This window comes from Aeromonas sp. ASNIH7 (genome assembly GCF_002903485.1).
In the GTDB taxonomy this organism is placed as follows: domain Bacteria; phylum Pseudomonadota; class Gammaproteobacteria; order Enterobacterales; family Aeromonadaceae; genus Aeromonas; species Aeromonas caviae.
In genome coordinates this window covers 839,871-855,024 of sequence record NZ_CP026226.1, presented here as the reverse complement: position 1 = coordinate 855,024, position 15,154 = coordinate 839,871, and the positions used below count along the sequence as shown (strand labels likewise).

Below are 15,154 nucleotides of genomic sequence, written 5' to 3'. Positions count from 1 at the left end.
AAATTCAAATTGGTGTCAAAAAGGTCTTCTTTAATCAATGAGCCAAGGGGAGGGGTGAACGCCTTGCCAGCACTGCCATAAGCGGTATCGTCTCATGGGGGGTGCAGTGCTGGTGGGGCAGGGGAGTTGGCGTCCACCCATGAGAGCGGGCATGAAAAAGGGCACCAGAGGTGCCCTTGATGACATCGGCGTGGATTACTCGTCGATGGAGCGCAGCAGGGCGTTGATGCCGACCTTGGCGCGGGTCTTGGCATCCACCTTCTTGACGATGACGGCGGCGTAGAGGCTGTACTTGCCGCACTTGGAGGGCAGGGAGCCGGAAACGACCACGGAGCCGGCCGGGACGCGGCCGTAGTGGATTTCACCGGTTTCGCGGTCATAGATGCGGGTGGACTGGCCGATGAAGACCCCCATGGAGATGACGGAGCCCTCCTCGACGATCACCCCTTCAACCACCTCGGAACGGGCACCGATGAAGCAGTTGTCTTCGATGATGGTCGGGTTGGCCTGCAGTGGCTCCAGTACGCCGCCGATGCCGACGCCGCCGGAGAGGTGCACATTCTTGCCGATCTGGGCGCAGGAGCCCACGGTGGCCCAGGTGTCGACCATGGTGCCTTCATCGACGAAGGCGCCGATGTTGACGTAGGAGGGCATCAGCACGGTGTTCGGGGCGATGAAGGAGCCTTTGCGCGCGGTCGCGGGCGGCACGACGCGTACACCGGCAGCCTTGAACTGCTCTTCGGTGTAGTTGGAGAACTTCAGGGGAACCTTGTCGTAGTACTGGGCATCGTCGCCCTTGATGATGCCGTTGTCGTTGATGCGGAAGGAGAGCAGCACGGCCTTCTTCAGCCACTGGTGGACGACCCACTCGCCGGCAATCTTCTCGGCAACCCGGGCTTTGCCGGAGTCCAGCAGGTCGATGGCTTCCAGAATGGCGGCCTTGGTGGCGGCATCGACGGAGCCGGGGGTGATGGAGTCACGGCGCTCGAAGGCCGCTTCGATGGTCTGTTGCAACTGGGTCATGACAGGTTTCCTTTATAAAATTCTGTTTGTTGTATCACACTTTTCCAATCGTTTTTAAGGGCTCTCGCCGATTTCTTCAGAATTAGGGCGATTTATTGTACTTGAGTGGTCCAACCATTTGTTCTGATTGAGGAATCAATACGTCAAAAAGCCTCTTTCGAGGCTTCATCCGAGCGTGTCAGGCGCTCTCGCCAAGCGGTTCCTGGGGGTTGAGCTGATTGACCAGCCTCTCCTCGAGGGCTTGCTGCTCCTCCGGGTTCAGCGGCTCTCCGGCCAGGGTGGTGAGGCTGAAGAAGTCCTCCACCCGCTCACCGATGGTGGTGATCTTGGCGGCATGGAGGGAGAGGCCGCACTGCTGGAACACGGCACCGATACGGGCCAATAGGCCCGGAGTGTCCAGGGCCGTCAGCTCCAGCAGGGTGTGGCGGTTTTCCCCCTTGTGGGGCAGGAAGACCACCCTGGTCGGCACGCTGAACTGGCGGTGGCGTCTGGACAGGGGCTTGCTGCGCAGCACCAGCTTGCCCGGCTCCTGAAGGGCTTTCTCCAGCGCCTTCTTGATGGTGGCGGTACGGTTGGGGCTGATGGGCTCGCCGTTCGGTTCCAGTACGATGAAGGTGTCGAGCACGTAGTCGTTGCGCGAATTCATGATCTGGGCGTCGTGGATGCTGAGGTTCTTCTGATCCAGTGCCGAAGCCACGGTGGCAAAGAGGTTGGGGGTATCGCGGCAATAGATGAACACCTCGCTACCGCCCCGTATGGGATGCTTGCCGATGAGCACCAGGGGGGCCGGGTTGTCACCGTGGGCGATGATCTTGCGGCAGTGCCAGGCGATCTGCTCCGGGCTGTGGCGCAGGAAGTAATCGGCCTTGAAGTCGTTCCAGAGGGCGGTGACCGCCTCCTGTGGCACCTCGCGCTGGGTCAGGATCTGCCTGGCCTGGCGCTGGTTTTCACGGATCTTGAGGCGCATGTCCGGCGGGTTTTCCAACCCCTGGCGCAGGGCCTTTTGGGTGGCGAAGTAGAGTTCGCGCAGCAGTGTGCCCTTCCAGTCGTTCCACAGACTGTCGTTGGTGGCACAGATGTCGGCCACGGTCAGGCAATAGAGCAGGTCGAGGTGCAATTCATCCCGCACCTTCTGGGCGAAGTCGGTGACCACGTCCGGGTCGTAGATGTCGCGGCGCTGGGCGGTGACCGACATCAGCAGATGGTGGCGCACCAGCCAGGCGACCAGTCGGCTCTCGTAGCGATCCAGCCCGTGCAACTGGCAGAACTCCAGCGCATCCACGGCCCCGAGTTCGGAATGATCGCCACGCCTGCCCTTGGCGATGTCGTGGAAGAGGGCGGCGATGCTGAGCAGCTCGGGCTTGCGCAACTGGGTGAACACCTCGTGGCAGAGCGGGTGAGTCTGGCGGCTGGCTGGATTCGGGAAGCGATGGATGTTCTGCAGCAGCCGATGGGTGTGCTCGTCCACCGTGTAGGCGTGGAACATGTCGAACTGCATCTGGCCGACGATGAGGTTCCACTGGGGCAGGTAGGCCGCGAGGATCCCGTACTTGTGCATCAGGGTGAGCGGCTGGCCGATGCCGTTGGGGTGGCGCAGGAGCGCCATGAAGAGACGGCGGCACTCGGGTAGATCTTGCAGCCAGCAGTTGAGGGTGCGTCTGGCCTCGCGCAACTGGCGCAAGGTGGCGGAGTGGATGCCGGCAATCTCCGGGTGCTGGGCTATCTGGTAGAAGAGTCGCAGGATGGCGGCAGGATCCCGGCCGAACAGCTCGGAGTCCACCGCATCGATGAGGCGGCCGCGCAGCTGGAATTCGTCGCTGATGCGGCGCACGTCCATGGCGGTGTTGCCAAGAATGGCCTCGTCAAAGAGTTGCAGCAGCATCTCGTTGAGCTCGGCCACCCGTCGCACCGTCTGGTAGAAGCGCTTCATCATCTGCTCGACCGGGCCGTTTCCTTCCCCCTCGAACCCCAGCATCTGGGCCACGGTGCGCTGGCGGTCGAACAAGAGGCGGTTGTCCCCCTTGTTGATGGCCATGTGCAGGGCGAAGCGCACCTTCCACAGGAAATTCTGACAGTCGAGCAGCTCCCGGTACTCGGCCCGGTTGAGAAAACCGTGGCTGGTCATCTCGAACAGGGTGGTGGCGCCGAAGTGGCGTCGGGCGACCCAGGCCAGGGTCTGGATGTCGCGAAGACCCCCGGGATTGTTCTTGAGATCCGGCTCCAGCTTGTAGGCGGTGCCGAGAAACTGCTGGTGGCGCAGGGCCTGCTCTTCGCGTTTGGCACGAAAGAAGGCTTCGCTCGGCCAGAAGTGCTGGGGCTGGGTGGCCGCCTGCAACTGCTCGAATCCCACCAGGCGACCCGTGATGTAACGGGCCTCGATGAGGTTGGTGGCAACCGTGATGTCGTTGCGACCCTGCTCGATGCACTCGGCCACGTTGCGCACCGCCTGGCCCACCTCCAGCTTGAGATCCCACAAGAGGGTGATGAACTCGCCGATGCGAAGCCCCAGCACCTCGTCCAGTTCATCTCCTTCGTAGAGGATCAGCAGGTCGATATCGGAGTGGGGATGGAGTTCGCCGCGGCCATAGCCGCCTACCGCGATCAGGGTGAGCTCGGTCCTGTCGAAGCCGAACTTGTGCCAGAGCCTGGTCAGCAGCGCGTCCATGTATTCGGAGCGGGTGGCCACCAGTTCGATGATGTTGTCACCGGCGTCGAAGCGCTCATGCAGCCAGGCGAGAAAGCGGCTCAGATACTCCTTGCAGTTGTCACGGGTGAGCTGATCGTCTGGGAGCAGATGGGGAGAAAGCAGGCTGGCATCCATGGCATGTCACACTCTCGGTCGGGCCGGGTAAAGAGCAACCCCGGCGCGCGGCCGGGGTTGAATGTCAAACGTGGTGGATAAAACGCTCGATAGTGTCGTCGGGGCGCAGGGTCAGGACCTCGCAGCCATCCTCGGTCACCAGCAGGGTGTGCTCCCATTGGGCGGAGTCGCCGCCGTCCTTGGTGGTCACGGTCCAGCCATCCTTCGGATTGACCTTGCAGTGGTACTTCTTGCTGTTGACCATGGGCTCGATGGTGAAGCACATGCCCGCTTTCAGCTCCAGCTTGCCGCCGTTGCGGTAGTGCAGGATCTGCGGCTCTTCGTGGAACTCGGCACCGATGCCATGGCCGCAGTAGTCGCGTACCACGGAGAAGCCGGCCTGCTCGACGATGGGCTGGATGACGGCGCCGATCTCGGTGATGCACATGCCCGGGCGCACCCGCTTGATGGCGGCATAGAGGCTATCCTGGGCCACCTTGCAGAGCTGGCGGCGCAGGGGGGTGGTCTGGCCCACGATGAACATGGCGGAGGTATCGCCGTGATAACCATCCTTGATGACGGTGATGTCCAGATTGATGATGTCCCCTTCCCGCAGCTTCTTGTGGTTCGGGATGCCATGGCAGATGACATCGTTCACCGAGGTGCAGATGGACTTGGGGAAGCCGTGGTAATTGAGCGGCGCGGGGATGGCCTGCTGCACGTCGACGATGTAGTCGTGGCAGAGGGTATTCAGTTCGTCTGTGGTGACGCCCGCCTTGACGTGGGGGGCGATCATGACCAGCACGTCGGCGGCCAGCTGGCCGGCGACACGCATTTTTTCAATCTCTTCCGGTGTCTTGATTTTAATGGACATGGGATCTCTCTTGGGGCCTGATTGCGCATCCTGCCGATGCCCAACAACCAGGTAATGAAAAATAGATGCGTTTGCAATCAGGGCGAAATTTTATCCCCAACCCCCGTTTACTTCCAGTGTGATCGTCATCGCAACGTCATCAGGCGGTCGCACCATGGTCCGGGATCCATTTTTAGCACCCGGGCTGGTGGTGTCATGACCAAAGTTATGGTATAAAGCGCGCCGGAATGGGGAACTCGTGTCCTCATACCATCACCCTTACTCAACAACACACACACATCGACACATATGCCGGGGTGCCTTAACGGGTCGGTTATATGGGATGTGTGGAGGCCTAACCCCAATACAGAGGTATAAAATGGCTAAAGTTTCTATGCGCGACATGCTGCAAGCCGGCGTTCACTTCGGTCACCAGACTCGTTACTGGAACCCGAAAATGAAGTCCTACATCTTCGGCGCCCGCAGCAAAGTTCACATCATCAACCTGGAAAAAACCGTTCCGATGTTTGACGATGCCATGAACTTCATCAGCTCCGTAGCTGCCAAGAAAGGCAAGGTACTGTTCGTAGGTACCAAGCGTGCCGCGTCTGAAGCCGTCAAAGAAGCCGCTGAGCGTTGCGACCAGTTCTATGTTAACCACCGCTGGCTGGGCGGCATGCTGACCAACTGGAAAACCGTTCGTCAGTCCATCAAGCGCCTGAAAGATCTGGAAACCCAGAGCGAAGACGGTACCTTCGACAAGCTGACCAAGAAAGAGGCGCTGATGCGTACTCGCGAAATGGAAAAGCTGGAGAAGAGCCTGGGTGGTATCAAGAACATGGGCGGCCTGCCTGACGTTCTGTTCGTTGTCGATGCCGACCACGAGCACATCGCTATCAAAGAAGCCAACAACCTGGGTATCCCGGTAGTTTCCATCGTTGATACCAACTCCAACCCGGACGGCGTTGACTATGTCATCCCGGGTAACGACGACGCTATCCGTGCCGTACAGCTGTACCTGAACGCTGCTGCTGACACCGTTCTGGAAGCCCGCGAGCAGGACATCGTTGTTCAAGCCGAACAAGATGGCTTCGTTGAAGCTGAGTAATTGATAAGGACTGAAAAGCCCTTATTAACCAAGCTGATGTAATTGGTTAGCAGGGGCCCTTGTGGCCCCTGTTTCTTGTCAATTCAAGACCGAGGATACTGGACATGGCAAACATTTCTGCCGCCCTGGTAAAAGAACTGCGCGAGCGCACCGCCGCTGGCATGATGGATTGCAAAAAAGCGCTGGAAGAAGCCAACGGTGATATCGAGCTGGCTATCGAGAACATGCGTAAATCCGGTCAGGCCAAGGCCGCCAAGAAAGCTGGCCGTATCGCCGCTGAAGGTGTGATCTTCGCCCGTACCGAAGGCAACGTTGCCGTCATGATCGAGCTGAACTGCGAGACTGACTTCGTTTCCAAGGATGCCGGTTTCCTGGCCATGGGTCAGAAGATCGTCGAGATCGCTGCCACCCAGAAAATCGCTGACGTTGACGCGCTGAAAGCCGCCGACTTCGGCAACGGCGAGTCCGTCGAGCTGACCATCACCAACCTGATCGCCAAGATCGGTGAGAACATGAACCTGCGTCGCGTGATGCTGGTTGAAGGTGACAACCTGGGCACCTACGTTCACGGCTCCCGCATCGGTGTTATCACCAAGCTGGTTGGCGGTACCGACGAGCTGGCCAAAGATCTGGCCATGCACGTTGCTGCCAACAGCCCGCAATTCGTCAAACCGGAAGACGTGTCTGCCGAAGTCGTTGCCAAAGAGCGCGAAATCCAGATCGACATCGCCATCAACTCCGGCAAGCCGAAAGAGATCGCCGAGAAGATGGTTGAAGGCCGCATGAAGAAGTTCACCGGTGAGGTTTCCCTGACTGGTCAACCGTTCGTGAAAGATCCTTCCATGACCGTTGCCGAGCTGCTGAAGAAAGAAGGCGCTGACGTTGTTTCCTTCACCCGTTTCGAAGTGGGCGAAGGCATCGAGAAGCAAGAGACCGACTTCGCTGCTGAAGTAGCAGCCCAGATCGCGGCCGCTCAGAAGGCCTAATCGAACCGGTTTTTCCGTTTCCCCAGACCGCGACTTATGTCGCGGTCTTTATATGACCAGGAATCAGTGACATGAGTACCAATCCCAAGCCTGCATACAGACGTGTTCTTCTGAAGTTGAGTGGTGAAGCCCTGCAAGGATCCGAGGGTTTCGGCATTGATCCGGCGGTGCTGGAACGGATGGCCCAAGAGATCAAAGAGCTGGTTGAGCTGGGTGTTCAGGTCGGTCTGGTCATCGGTGGCGGCAACCTGTTCCGTGGTGCCGGCCTTGCCAAGGCAGGCATGAATCGCGTGGTGGGTGACCACATGGGCATGCTGGCGACCGTCATGAACGGCCTGGCCATGCGTGATGCCCTGCATCGTGCTTATGTGAATGCCCGCCTGATGTCGGCCATCTCCCTGCAAGGGGTCTGCGACTCCTACAGCTGGGCCGAAGCCATCAGCCAGCTGCGCGCCGGCAAGGTGGTGATCTTCTCTGCCGGTACCGGCAACCCCTTCTTTACCACCGACTCGGCAGCCTGCCTGCGCGGTATCGAGATCGAAGCCGACGTCGTGCTGAAAGCCACCAAGGTCGATGGCGTGTTCACCGATGACCCGGTCAAGAACCCGGATGCCGTGCTCTATCAGGAACTGAGTTATGATGAAGTTCTTGAAAAAGAACTCAAAGTGATGGATCTTGCTGCTTTTACCCTGGCCCGCGACCACGATCTGCCGATCCGGGTGTTCAACATGAACAAACCGGGCGCGCTGCGCCGCGTGATCATGGGTGAGCCGGAAGGTACCCTGATCCACCAGGCCAGCAAGTAAGGCAAGTGTGAGCCCTAGGCTCGCTTGTCCATTACGCCAGTCAACAAGATAGATACGAGCCGCCCGTCGGCTCGTTCGCCAAAAGGAAAACCACTGTGATCAACGAGATTAAAAACGACGCCAAGGACCGCATGGGCAAAAGCGTAGAGTCGCTGAAGACCCAGATGTCCAAGATCCGTACCGGCCGTGCTCACCCGAGCCTGCTCGACGGCATCCAGGTGGAGTATTACGGTGCTGCCACTCCTCTGAAGCAGTTGGCCAACGTGGTGGCAGAAGATGCCCGTACTCTCTCCATCTCCATCTTCGATCGCTCCATGATCCAGGCGGTGGAAAAAGCCATCCTGACCTCCGATCTGGGCCTGAACCCGTCCAGCAACGGCCAGACTCTGCGCGTGCCGCTGCCGCCGCTGACCGAAGAGCGTCGCCGTGATCTGACCAAGATCGTCCGTGCCGAAGCCGAAGGTGCCCGGGTTGCCATTCGCAACATCCGTCGCGATGCCAACGCCGACCTGAAAGCCCTGCTGAAAGAGAAAGAGATCTCCGAAGACGACGACCGTCGCGCCCAGGAAGAGATCCAGAAGCTGACCGATACCTTCATCAAGCTGGTGGATGACGCCCTGGTTGTGAAGGAAAAGGAGCTAATGGAAATCTAAGCCTCCGACAGGTATATTACGAGCGCCGTGTAGTGCCCCTGCACGGCGCTTTTGTCTTTGTGGGAGAAATGAATGTCGCTTTTGGCAGCGCTAGGCGATAGCGCCAGCTCGTCCTTGCCCCGTCACGTCGCCATCATCATGGATGGCAATGGTCGCTGGGCCCAGAACCGCGGCAAGATGCGGGTTTCCGGGCACAAGGCGGGCGTGAAATCCGTGCGTGAGGCCGTGGCCTTTGCCGCCCGTGCCAAGATGGAGGCGCTGACCCTGTTTGCGTTTTCCAGCGAGAACTGGCGCCGTCCGGAAGGGGAAGTCAACGCCCTGATGGAGTTGTTCATGACGGTGCTGGGTCGCGAGGTGAGCAAGTTGCACAGCAACGGCATTCGCCTTCGGGTGATTGGCGACACTGCCCGCTTCAGCGAGCGGCTGCAGGCCAAGATCGCCAAGGCCGAGGCCCTGACCGCCAACAATCAGGGATTGACCCTCAATATCGCCGCCAACTATGGCGGTCAGTGGGACATCGCCCAGGCGGCCCGGACCCTGGCACGGGCCGTGGCGGCGGGTGAACTGGATGCCGAGGCGGTCGATGAGGCGGCATTGGGTCGTCATGTCTGCATGGCTGATCTGCCCCCCGTGGATCTGTTGATCCGCACTGGCGGGGATCATCGCATCAGCAACTTTGTCCTGTGGCAGCTCGCCTATGCCGAACTCTATTTTACCCCGGTCCTGTGGCCCGATTTTGACGAGGCCGAGTTCAGTGGGGCAGTTGCCTCCTTCGTTGCTCGCGAGCGTCGCTTCGGGTGTACGGGTGAACAGATCCGGGAATTGATCGCCGCGCAACAGACCGGCTAAACCCCGCTCCCAAGAGAGAGGTTTCTTTTGCTAAAACAACGAATTATTACCGCATTACTGTTAGTACCCCTAGTGTTGGGGGCGCTGTTTTTTCTGCCGTTGAAATTCTTTGCCCTGCTCGCCGCCCTGGTCTTTCTGCTGGCCAGCCGTGAGTGGAGTGCCTTCGTCACTGCCCAGCCGCAACAGTGGTTGCCGCTGGTGTTCTGTCTGCTGCTGGGGGCCAGCCTGTTTTGGGTGCCCGTGGAGCAACTCTGGATCCCCCAACTGCATCCGCTGGTGATGGGCGTGCTCTGGACCGCTGTCAGCTGGTGGCTGCTGGGGCTGGTGCTGGTGCTGCGCTACCCGCAAAGCGCCAGGCTGTGGCGTGAATCCATCTGGCTCAAATCCCTGTTCGGTCTGGTGACCCTGGTTCCCTTCTTCTGGTCCCTGGTGGCCATTCGCGGTTACAACTTCTACCACGACCCCATGATGGGAGCCTGGATCCTGCTGTTCGTGATGGGACTGGTCTGGGCGGCAGATTCTGGCGCGTATTTTTTCGGCAAGGCGTTCGGCAAACACAAGCTGGCACCGGCCGTGAGCCCGGGTAAAACCATCGAAGGCATGCTGGGTGGGCTGTTTACCGCCAGCCTGCTGGCCATCGGCGTGACCTGGTTCATGGGCTTCGTGCCTGCCAAGATGGGCACCGTGCTGCTCTGTTCTCTGCTGGCGGTGCTGGCCTCCGTGCTCGGCGATCTGGCCGAGAGCATGTTCAAGCGGGAAGCCGGCATCAAGGATTCCGGCACCCTGTTGCCGGGCCATGGGGGCATTCTCGATCGCATCGACAGCCTGACGGCGGCGCTGCCCGTCTTCCTGCTCAGCTACCTGTTGCTCGGTCCGGAGTTTTGATGTTTCGCGCACTGATGATCCCGGGAGCGTCCCGCTCCATCAGTCTGTTACCCAATCAGGAGTCTTGATGCAAAACCTGGTGATCCTGGGAGCGTCAGGCTCCATCGGTCAGAGCACCCTCAAGGTACTGCGCCACAACCCCGGGCGCTGGCAGGTGCTGGCGCTGACCGCTGCACGCAGCGTGGACGCCATGCTGCGCGACTGTCTCGAATTCTCCCCCCGGTTCGCCGTCATGGTGGACGAAGGCGCCGCCAGCGAGCTGGCGGGTCGGCTCAAGGCTCACGGCAGCACCACTCGGGTGTTGTCCGGTCAGGCAGCCCTGTGCGACGTGGCTGCTCACCCCGATGCCCACAGCGTGATGGCGGCCATTGTCGGTGCGGCGGGTCTGGCACCCACCATGGCTGCCGTGCGCGCCGGCAAGCGCATTCTGCTGGCCAACAAGGAGGCGCTGGTGATGTCCGGAGCCTTCTTCATGGAGGCGGTGCGAGAGCACGGCGCCGAGCTGCTGCCCATCGACAGCGAACACAACGCCATCTTCCAGTGCCTGCCGGTCGACGTGCAGCGCCAGCCCGGTTTCTGCGATCTGGCCGGGGCGGGGATCAGCAAGATCCTGCTGACCGGCTCCGGCGGACCTTTCCGCTATGCCGATGTGGGTGAATTGCACCATGTCACCCCGGCGCAAGCCATTGCCCATCCCAACTGGTCCATGGGGGCCAAGATCTCGGTGGACTCCGCCACCATGATGAACAAGGGGTTGGAGTACATCGAGGCGCGCTGGCTGTTCAATGCGGCCCCCGAGCAGATCCAGGTGGTGATCCACCCCCAGTCCGTCATTCACTCCATGGTGCAGTACAAGGATGGCTCCGTGCTGGCCCAGCTCGGCAACCCGGACATGTGCACCCCCATTGCCCACGCTCTGGCCTATCCGGAACGGATCGAGTCCGGTGTGGAACCTTTGGATTTCTTCAGTGTCGGAGAGTTCAGCTTTATCCGGCCCGACTATGAGCGCTATCCCTGTCTGGCGCTGGCCATGAGCGCGTGCCAGCAGGGGCAGGGGGCGACCACCTCCCTCAATGCCGCCAACGAGGAGGCCGTCGCGGCTTTTCTTGCAGAGCGGATCGGATTTATGGATATTGCCAGAGTCAACGAATCCGTCATGGCCGAGCTGGGCAGTAGTGCTGCCGGCTCTCTGGCGGATCTCATCGCCCTGGACGGTACGGCCCGAGCCCGTGCCCAGCAACTGATAAAGGAGCTTGCCGTATGAACGGACTGTGGTGGCAGCCAGCCCCTCTCCATGCTCTCGAGCGCAGGACTGGACATGACCGCGAGGTACGCGGCTGATGGGCGGGGTTCTGTGGAATATCGGCGCCTTCATCGTGGCCCTCGGGCTGCTGGTGGCGGTGCATGAATTTGGCCACTTCTGGGTGGCTCGTCGTTGCGGCGTCAAGGTGGAGCGCTTCTCCATCGGCTTTGGCAAGGCCATCTGGCGTCGCCTTGGCAAGGATGGCACCGAATACGTGCTGGCCCTGATCCCCCTTGGCGGTTACGTCAAGATGCTGGATGGCCGGGTCGACGAACTCAAGCCGGGGGAGGAGGCGCAGGCCTTCAACCACAAGAGCGTCTGGGCCCGGATGGCCATCGTCGCGGCCGGCCCCATGGCGAACTTCGTGTTCGCCCTGTTCGCCTTCTGGCTGATGTTCATGATAGGGGTGCCGAGCGTCAAACCCGTGGTGGGCGAGGTGCGTCCCGCCTCCATCGTGGCAGAGGCCGGCATCCTGCCAGGCATGGAGATCGTCGGCGTCGGCGGCGAGGAGACCGGTGACTGGGAGAGCGTCACCTACGCCCTCATCAGCCACCTTGGCGATGACTCGGTCCAGCTCAAGCTCAAGGCGGCCAACACCAGCTATGCAGTGGACAAGACCCTGCAGCTGGCAGGTTGGAAATTCGATCCGGACAAAGAGTCACCCATCGGGAGCCTCGGGATAGTGCCCCTCGGTGGCAAGGTGCTGCCCGTGGTGGAGGCCGTGGTGCCATCGAGCGCCAGCGAGAAGGCCGGCCTTCAGATAGGGGATCGCATCAAGGGGGTCGATGGAGAGGCCATCACCGAATGGACCCAGTTTGTCGAGCGTGTCCAGCAGTCACCGGCGCAGCCGCTGCAGGTGACGGTGGAGCGCGGGGGCAGCGAGATGACCCTGACCCTGACCCCGGACGGGAAGAAAGTGAAGGGCCAGCTGGTCGGTTTTGTGGGCTTGTCGCCGCAACTGGTTCCATTACCGGATGAGTATCGAACTCTGTTACAGTATGGGCCTTTGCAAGCCCTGTGGCATGGGGTCCAGAAGACCTGGAGCCTGATCACCCTGACCTTCGACATGATAGGCAAGCTGATCGGTGGCATCGTCTCTTTGGACAACCTGAGCGGCCCCATCTCCATCGCCAAGGGGGCCGGCAGCAGCGCCGATTACGGGTTGGTCTATTTCCTCGGATTCCTGGCGCTCATCAGCGTCAACCTGGGGATCATCAACCTGTTCCCCCTGCCGGTGCTCGATGGTGGCCATCTGGTCTATTTCCTCATCGAGGCGATCACCGGCAAGCCGGTATCGGAAAAAATTCAGGAAGTTGGGTTCAGGATAGGCGCCGCCATTCTGATGTTACTGATGGGCATTGCGCTGTTTAATGATTTCGCTCGCCTCTGAGGCCAGAGCATCAACAAGGACACATAAGAACAAAATGGCTGTTAAAAAAGCATTGGTGTTGAGTTGCCTGCTGGGGGCCAGCTTCCTGGCTCAGGCTGCCCCGGCCTCTTTTGTGGTGCAAGACATTCAGGTCGAGGGCCTGCAGCGGGTGACCCTGGGTGCCGCCCTGTTGAATCTGCCGGTGCGTGTCGGTGATTCCGTCGACTCCGTGTCCCTGGCGAACGCCATCAAGAAGCTCTATGCCTCCGGCAACTTCGAGGACGTCAAGGTCTATCGCGAGGGTCAGGTGCTGCAAGTGGTGGTCAAGGAGCGCCCGACCATCTCCAGCATCGAGTTCTCCGGCAACAAGGACATCAAGGAAGAGCAACTGACCCAGAGCCTGGAATCCTCCGGGATCCGCGTGGGTGATCCGCTGGATCGCACCGTGCTGAGCTCCCTCGAGAAAGGGCTGGAAGATTTCTACTACGGCGTGGGCAAGTACTCCGCCAAGGTCAAGGCCATCGTCACCCCGCTGCCGCGCAACCGAGTCGACCTCAAGTTCACCTTCGTGGAAGGGGAAGCGGCCAAGATCCAGCAGATCAACATCGTCGGCAACAACGTCTTCCCGGAAGAGAAGCTGCTGGCCCAGCTCTCCCTCAAGGACGACGTGCCCTGGTGGAACTTCACCGGCGATCAGCGCTACCAGAAGCAGAAGCTGGCCGGTGACATCGAAGTGCTGCGCTCCTACTACATGGACCGCGGCTACATCCGCTTCACCCAGGAGTCCACCCAGGTCTCCATGACCCCGGACAAGAAGGGGGTCTATGTCACCCTCAACGTCAAGGAAGGGGAGCAGTACAAGGTTTCCGGCATCCAGCTCAAGGGCGACCTCATCGACCGCGGCGGCGAGATGAAGGGCCTCATCCCCATCGAGGCGGGCAGCGTCTACTCCGCCAGTCAGGTGACCCATACCGAAGAGGTGCTCTCCAAGTTCCTCGGCCGTTACGGCTACGCCTATCCGAAAGTGGTCACCTTCCCCCAGATCAACGACCAGACCAAGGAAGTGGAGCTCATCGTCAACGTTGAGCCGGGTCCCCGGGTCTATGTGCGCAACATCAACTTCAGCGGCAACGTCACCACCAAGGACGAAGTGCTGCGTCGCGAGATGCGCCAGATGGAGGGCACCTGGCTCTCCTCCGACAACGTCGAGCAGTCCAAGACCCGTCTCAACCGCCTCGGCTTCTTCGAGACCGCGGAAGTGGACACCAAGCGGGTGCCGGGCAGCGATGACCAGGTCGATCTGGACTTCAAGGTCAAGGAGCAGCCGGCGGGGTCCATCAACGCCGGTATCGGCTACGGCACCGAGTCGGGTCTGAGCCTGCAGGCGGGTCTGCAGCAGGACAACTTCATGGGGACCGGCAAGAAGATCGGCATCAACGCCAGCACCAACGACTACTCCAAGAGCGTCGACCTGAGCTATAACGACCCCTACTTCACCGTGGACGGGGTGAGCCTGGGCGGCCGTCTCTACTACAACAAGTTCAGTGCGGCCGACGCCAACATCGTGGACTACGAGAACACCACCGTCGGTTTCCGTCTCTCCAGCGGCTTCCCGGTCAACGAGAACAACCGTCTCGACTTCAGCCTGGGCTACGAAAACAACAAACTGTCCCAGCCCAACCCCTATGTACAGGTGGACGAGTTCTGGAAGGTCTACAACGGCAATCTGGATGGCGACAACCGCATGGTGTTCAACACCGTGGACGTCACCGCCGGCTGGACCCGCTCCACCCTCAACAAGGGTCAGTTCCCGACCTCCGGTGACCGCCAGCGGGTGAACGCCAAGGTGACGGTGCCCGGCATGGATCTGCAGTACTTCAAGCTCAACGCAGAAGATGCCCACTACTTCCCGTTTGATGCCGATCACAAATGGGTCATGCTGGCCAAGGCCCGTGCCTCCTACGGCGATGGCTACGGCACCAATGGCGATTACGAGCACGTCCTGCCGTTCTTCGAGAACTACTACGCCGGTGGTTTCGATACCCTGCGCGGTTTCAAGAGCAACACAGTCGGTCCGAAGGCGCTCTACTACTACAACCTGAGTGGTAACGACGTCATCCAGGGCACTGACAGCTCGGTCGGGGGCAACGCCCTGGCGGTGGCCTCGCTGGAAATGATCGTGCCGACGCCCTTTGCCTCCGAGACCTATCAGCCCCAGCTGCGGACCAGTTTCTTCATCGACGCCGGTTCCGTGTGGGATACCCACTTCGACTACAGCCAGTATCAGAACCGTTGCTTCAGTGGTTGCAACTATCTGATGGACTACTCCGACCCGAGCAACATCCGGATGTCGACCGGCCTGTCGCTGCAGTGGCTCTCTCCCATGGGCCCGCTGGTGTTCGTGCTGGCAAGACCAATCAAGAAATACGAAGGGGACGACACCCAAGTCTTCTCCTTCAACATCGGCCGTACCTTCTAAGGGGAGCGGACGCCCCCCCGCCATGGCGGGGGGAAGCATG

The 15,154-nt window shown here is 60.4% G+C and carries 12 protein-coding genes; 9 read left to right on the top strand and 3 right to left on the bottom strand.

What is annotated here, in order from left to right; translation table 11 throughout:
• Window positions 1-195 precede the first annotated feature (195 nt).
• From dapD to map, 3 genes are all read right to left on the bottom strand, one after another.
• Entirely contained in the window at window positions 196-1,023 is an 828-nt protein-coding gene (dapD, locus tag C2U47_RS03795; RefSeq protein ID WP_010673400.1) for a 2,3,4,5-tetrahydropyridine-2,6-dicarboxylate N-succinyltransferase, read from the bottom strand.
• A 178-nt stretch (window positions 1,024-1,201) separates the two neighbouring features.
• Entirely contained in the window at window positions 1,202-3,844 is a 2,643-nt protein-coding gene (glnD, locus tag C2U47_RS03790; protein ID WP_043152301.1) for a bifunctional uridylyltransferase/uridylyl-removing protein GlnD, read from the bottom strand.
• A gap of 64 nt (window positions 3,845-3,908) precedes the next feature.
• Window positions 3,909-4,697: a type I methionyl aminopeptidase gene (gene map, locus C2U47_RS03785; protein WP_043152303.1), complete on the bottom strand. Its 789-nt coding sequence runs from the start codon at window positions 4,695-4,697 to the stop codon at window positions 3,909-3,911.
• Between the two features lie 358 nt (window positions 4,698-5,055).
• Here map and rpsB point away from each other — a divergent pair, with 358 nt between their 5' ends.
• The 9 genes from rpsB to bamA all read left to right on the top strand — a co-directional run bounded on the left by rpsB (window position 5,056) and on the right by bamA (window position 15,114).
• Entirely contained in the window at window positions 5,056-5,784 is a 729-nt protein-coding gene (gene rpsB, locus C2U47_RS03780) for a 30S ribosomal protein S2 (protein WP_010673403.1), read from the top strand.
• Window positions 5,785-5,888: 104 nt separating this feature from the next.
• Window positions 5,889-6,770 (top strand): translation elongation factor Ts, encoded by an 882-nt coding sequence (gene tsf, locus C2U47_RS03775; protein ID WP_010673404.1) that lies wholly within the window; start codon window positions 5,889-5,891, stop codon window positions 6,768-6,770.
• A 71-nt stretch (window positions 6,771-6,841) separates the two neighbouring features.
• Window positions 6,842-7,576 carry a UMP kinase gene (pyrH, locus tag C2U47_RS03770; RefSeq protein WP_010673405.1) on the top strand — a complete coding sequence of 245 codons (735 nt, stop codon included), beginning with the start codon at window positions 6,842-6,844 and terminating at the stop codon, window positions 7,574-7,576.
• Window positions 7,577-7,671: 95 nt separating this feature from the next.
• Window positions 7,672-8,229 carry a ribosome recycling factor gene (frr, locus tag C2U47_RS03765; protein ID WP_010673406.1) on the top strand — a complete coding sequence of 186 codons (558 nt, stop codon included), beginning with the start codon at window positions 7,672-7,674 and terminating at the stop codon, window positions 8,227-8,229.
• A 72-nt stretch (window positions 8,230-8,301) separates the two neighbouring features.
• Window positions 8,302-9,078: a polyprenyl diphosphate synthase gene (gene uppS / locus C2U47_RS03760; RefSeq protein WP_039039427.1), complete on the top strand. Its 777-nt coding sequence runs from the start codon at window positions 8,302-8,304 to the stop codon at window positions 9,076-9,078.
• A gap of 27 nt (window positions 9,079-9,105) precedes the next feature.
• Window positions 9,106-9,963, top strand: a complete 858-nt coding sequence (locus C2U47_RS03755) for a phosphatidate cytidylyltransferase (protein WP_029313939.1) — start codon at window positions 9,106-9,108, stop codon at window positions 9,961-9,963.
• 67 nt (window positions 9,964-10,030) lie between these two features.
• On the top strand, window positions 10,031-11,227 hold the full coding sequence (gene ispC / locus C2U47_RS03750; protein WP_010673409.1) for a 1-deoxy-D-xylulose-5-phosphate reductoisomerase: 1,197 nt from the start codon (window positions 10,031-10,033) through the stop codon (window positions 11,225-11,227).
• A 76-nt stretch (window positions 11,228-11,303) separates the two neighbouring features.
• Complete coding sequence (gene rseP / locus C2U47_RS03745; RefSeq protein ID WP_043152308.1) at window positions 11,304-12,656, top strand: sigma E protease regulator RseP; 1,353 nt, start codon at window positions 11,304-11,306, stop codon at window positions 12,654-12,656.
• Window positions 12,657-12,690: 34 nt separating this feature from the next.
• Complete coding sequence (bamA, locus tag C2U47_RS03740) at window positions 12,691-15,114, top strand: outer membrane protein assembly factor BamA (RefSeq protein ID WP_043152310.1); 2,424 nt, start codon at window positions 12,691-12,693, stop codon at window positions 15,112-15,114.
• Window positions 15,115-15,154: the final 40 nt, after the last annotated feature.

Excerpts from the sequence above, each read along its gene's own strand:
- rseP (WP_043152308.1), top strand. The coding sequence starts at position 11,304 with ATGGGCGGGGTTCTGTGGAATATCGGCGCCTTCATCGTGGCCCTCGGG.
- tsf (WP_010673404.1), top strand. The coding sequence starts at position 5,889 with ATGGCAAACATTTCTGCCGCCCTGGTAAAAGAACTGCGCGAGCGCACC.
- ispC (WP_010673409.1), top strand. The coding sequence starts at position 10,031 with ATGCAAAACCTGGTGATCCTGGGAGCGTCAGGCTCCATCGGTCAGAGC.
- map (WP_043152303.1), bottom strand. The coding sequence starts at position 4,697 with ATGTCCATTAAAATCAAGACACCGGAAGAGATTGAAAAAATGCGTGTC.
- bamA (WP_043152310.1), top strand. The coding sequence starts at position 12,691 with ATGGCTGTTAAAAAAGCATTGGTGTTGAGTTGCCTGCTGGGGGCCAGC.
- pyrH (WP_010673405.1), top strand. The coding sequence starts at position 6,842 with ATGAGTACCAATCCCAAGCCTGCATACAGACGTGTTCTTCTGAAGTTG.
- rpsB (WP_010673403.1), top strand. The coding sequence starts at position 5,056 with ATGGCTAAAGTTTCTATGCGCGACATGCTGCAAGCCGGCGTTCACTTC.
- glnD (WP_043152301.1), bottom strand. The coding sequence starts at position 3,844 with ATGGATGCCAGCCTGCTTTCTCCCCATCTGCTCCCAGACGATCAGCTC.
- uppS (WP_039039427.1), top strand. The coding sequence starts at position 8,302 with ATGTCGCTTTTGGCAGCGCTAGGCGATAGCGCCAGCTCGTCCTTGCCC.
- dapD (WP_010673400.1), bottom strand. The coding sequence starts at position 1,023 with ATGACCCAGTTGCAACAGACCATCGAAGCGGCCTTCGAGCGCCGTGAC.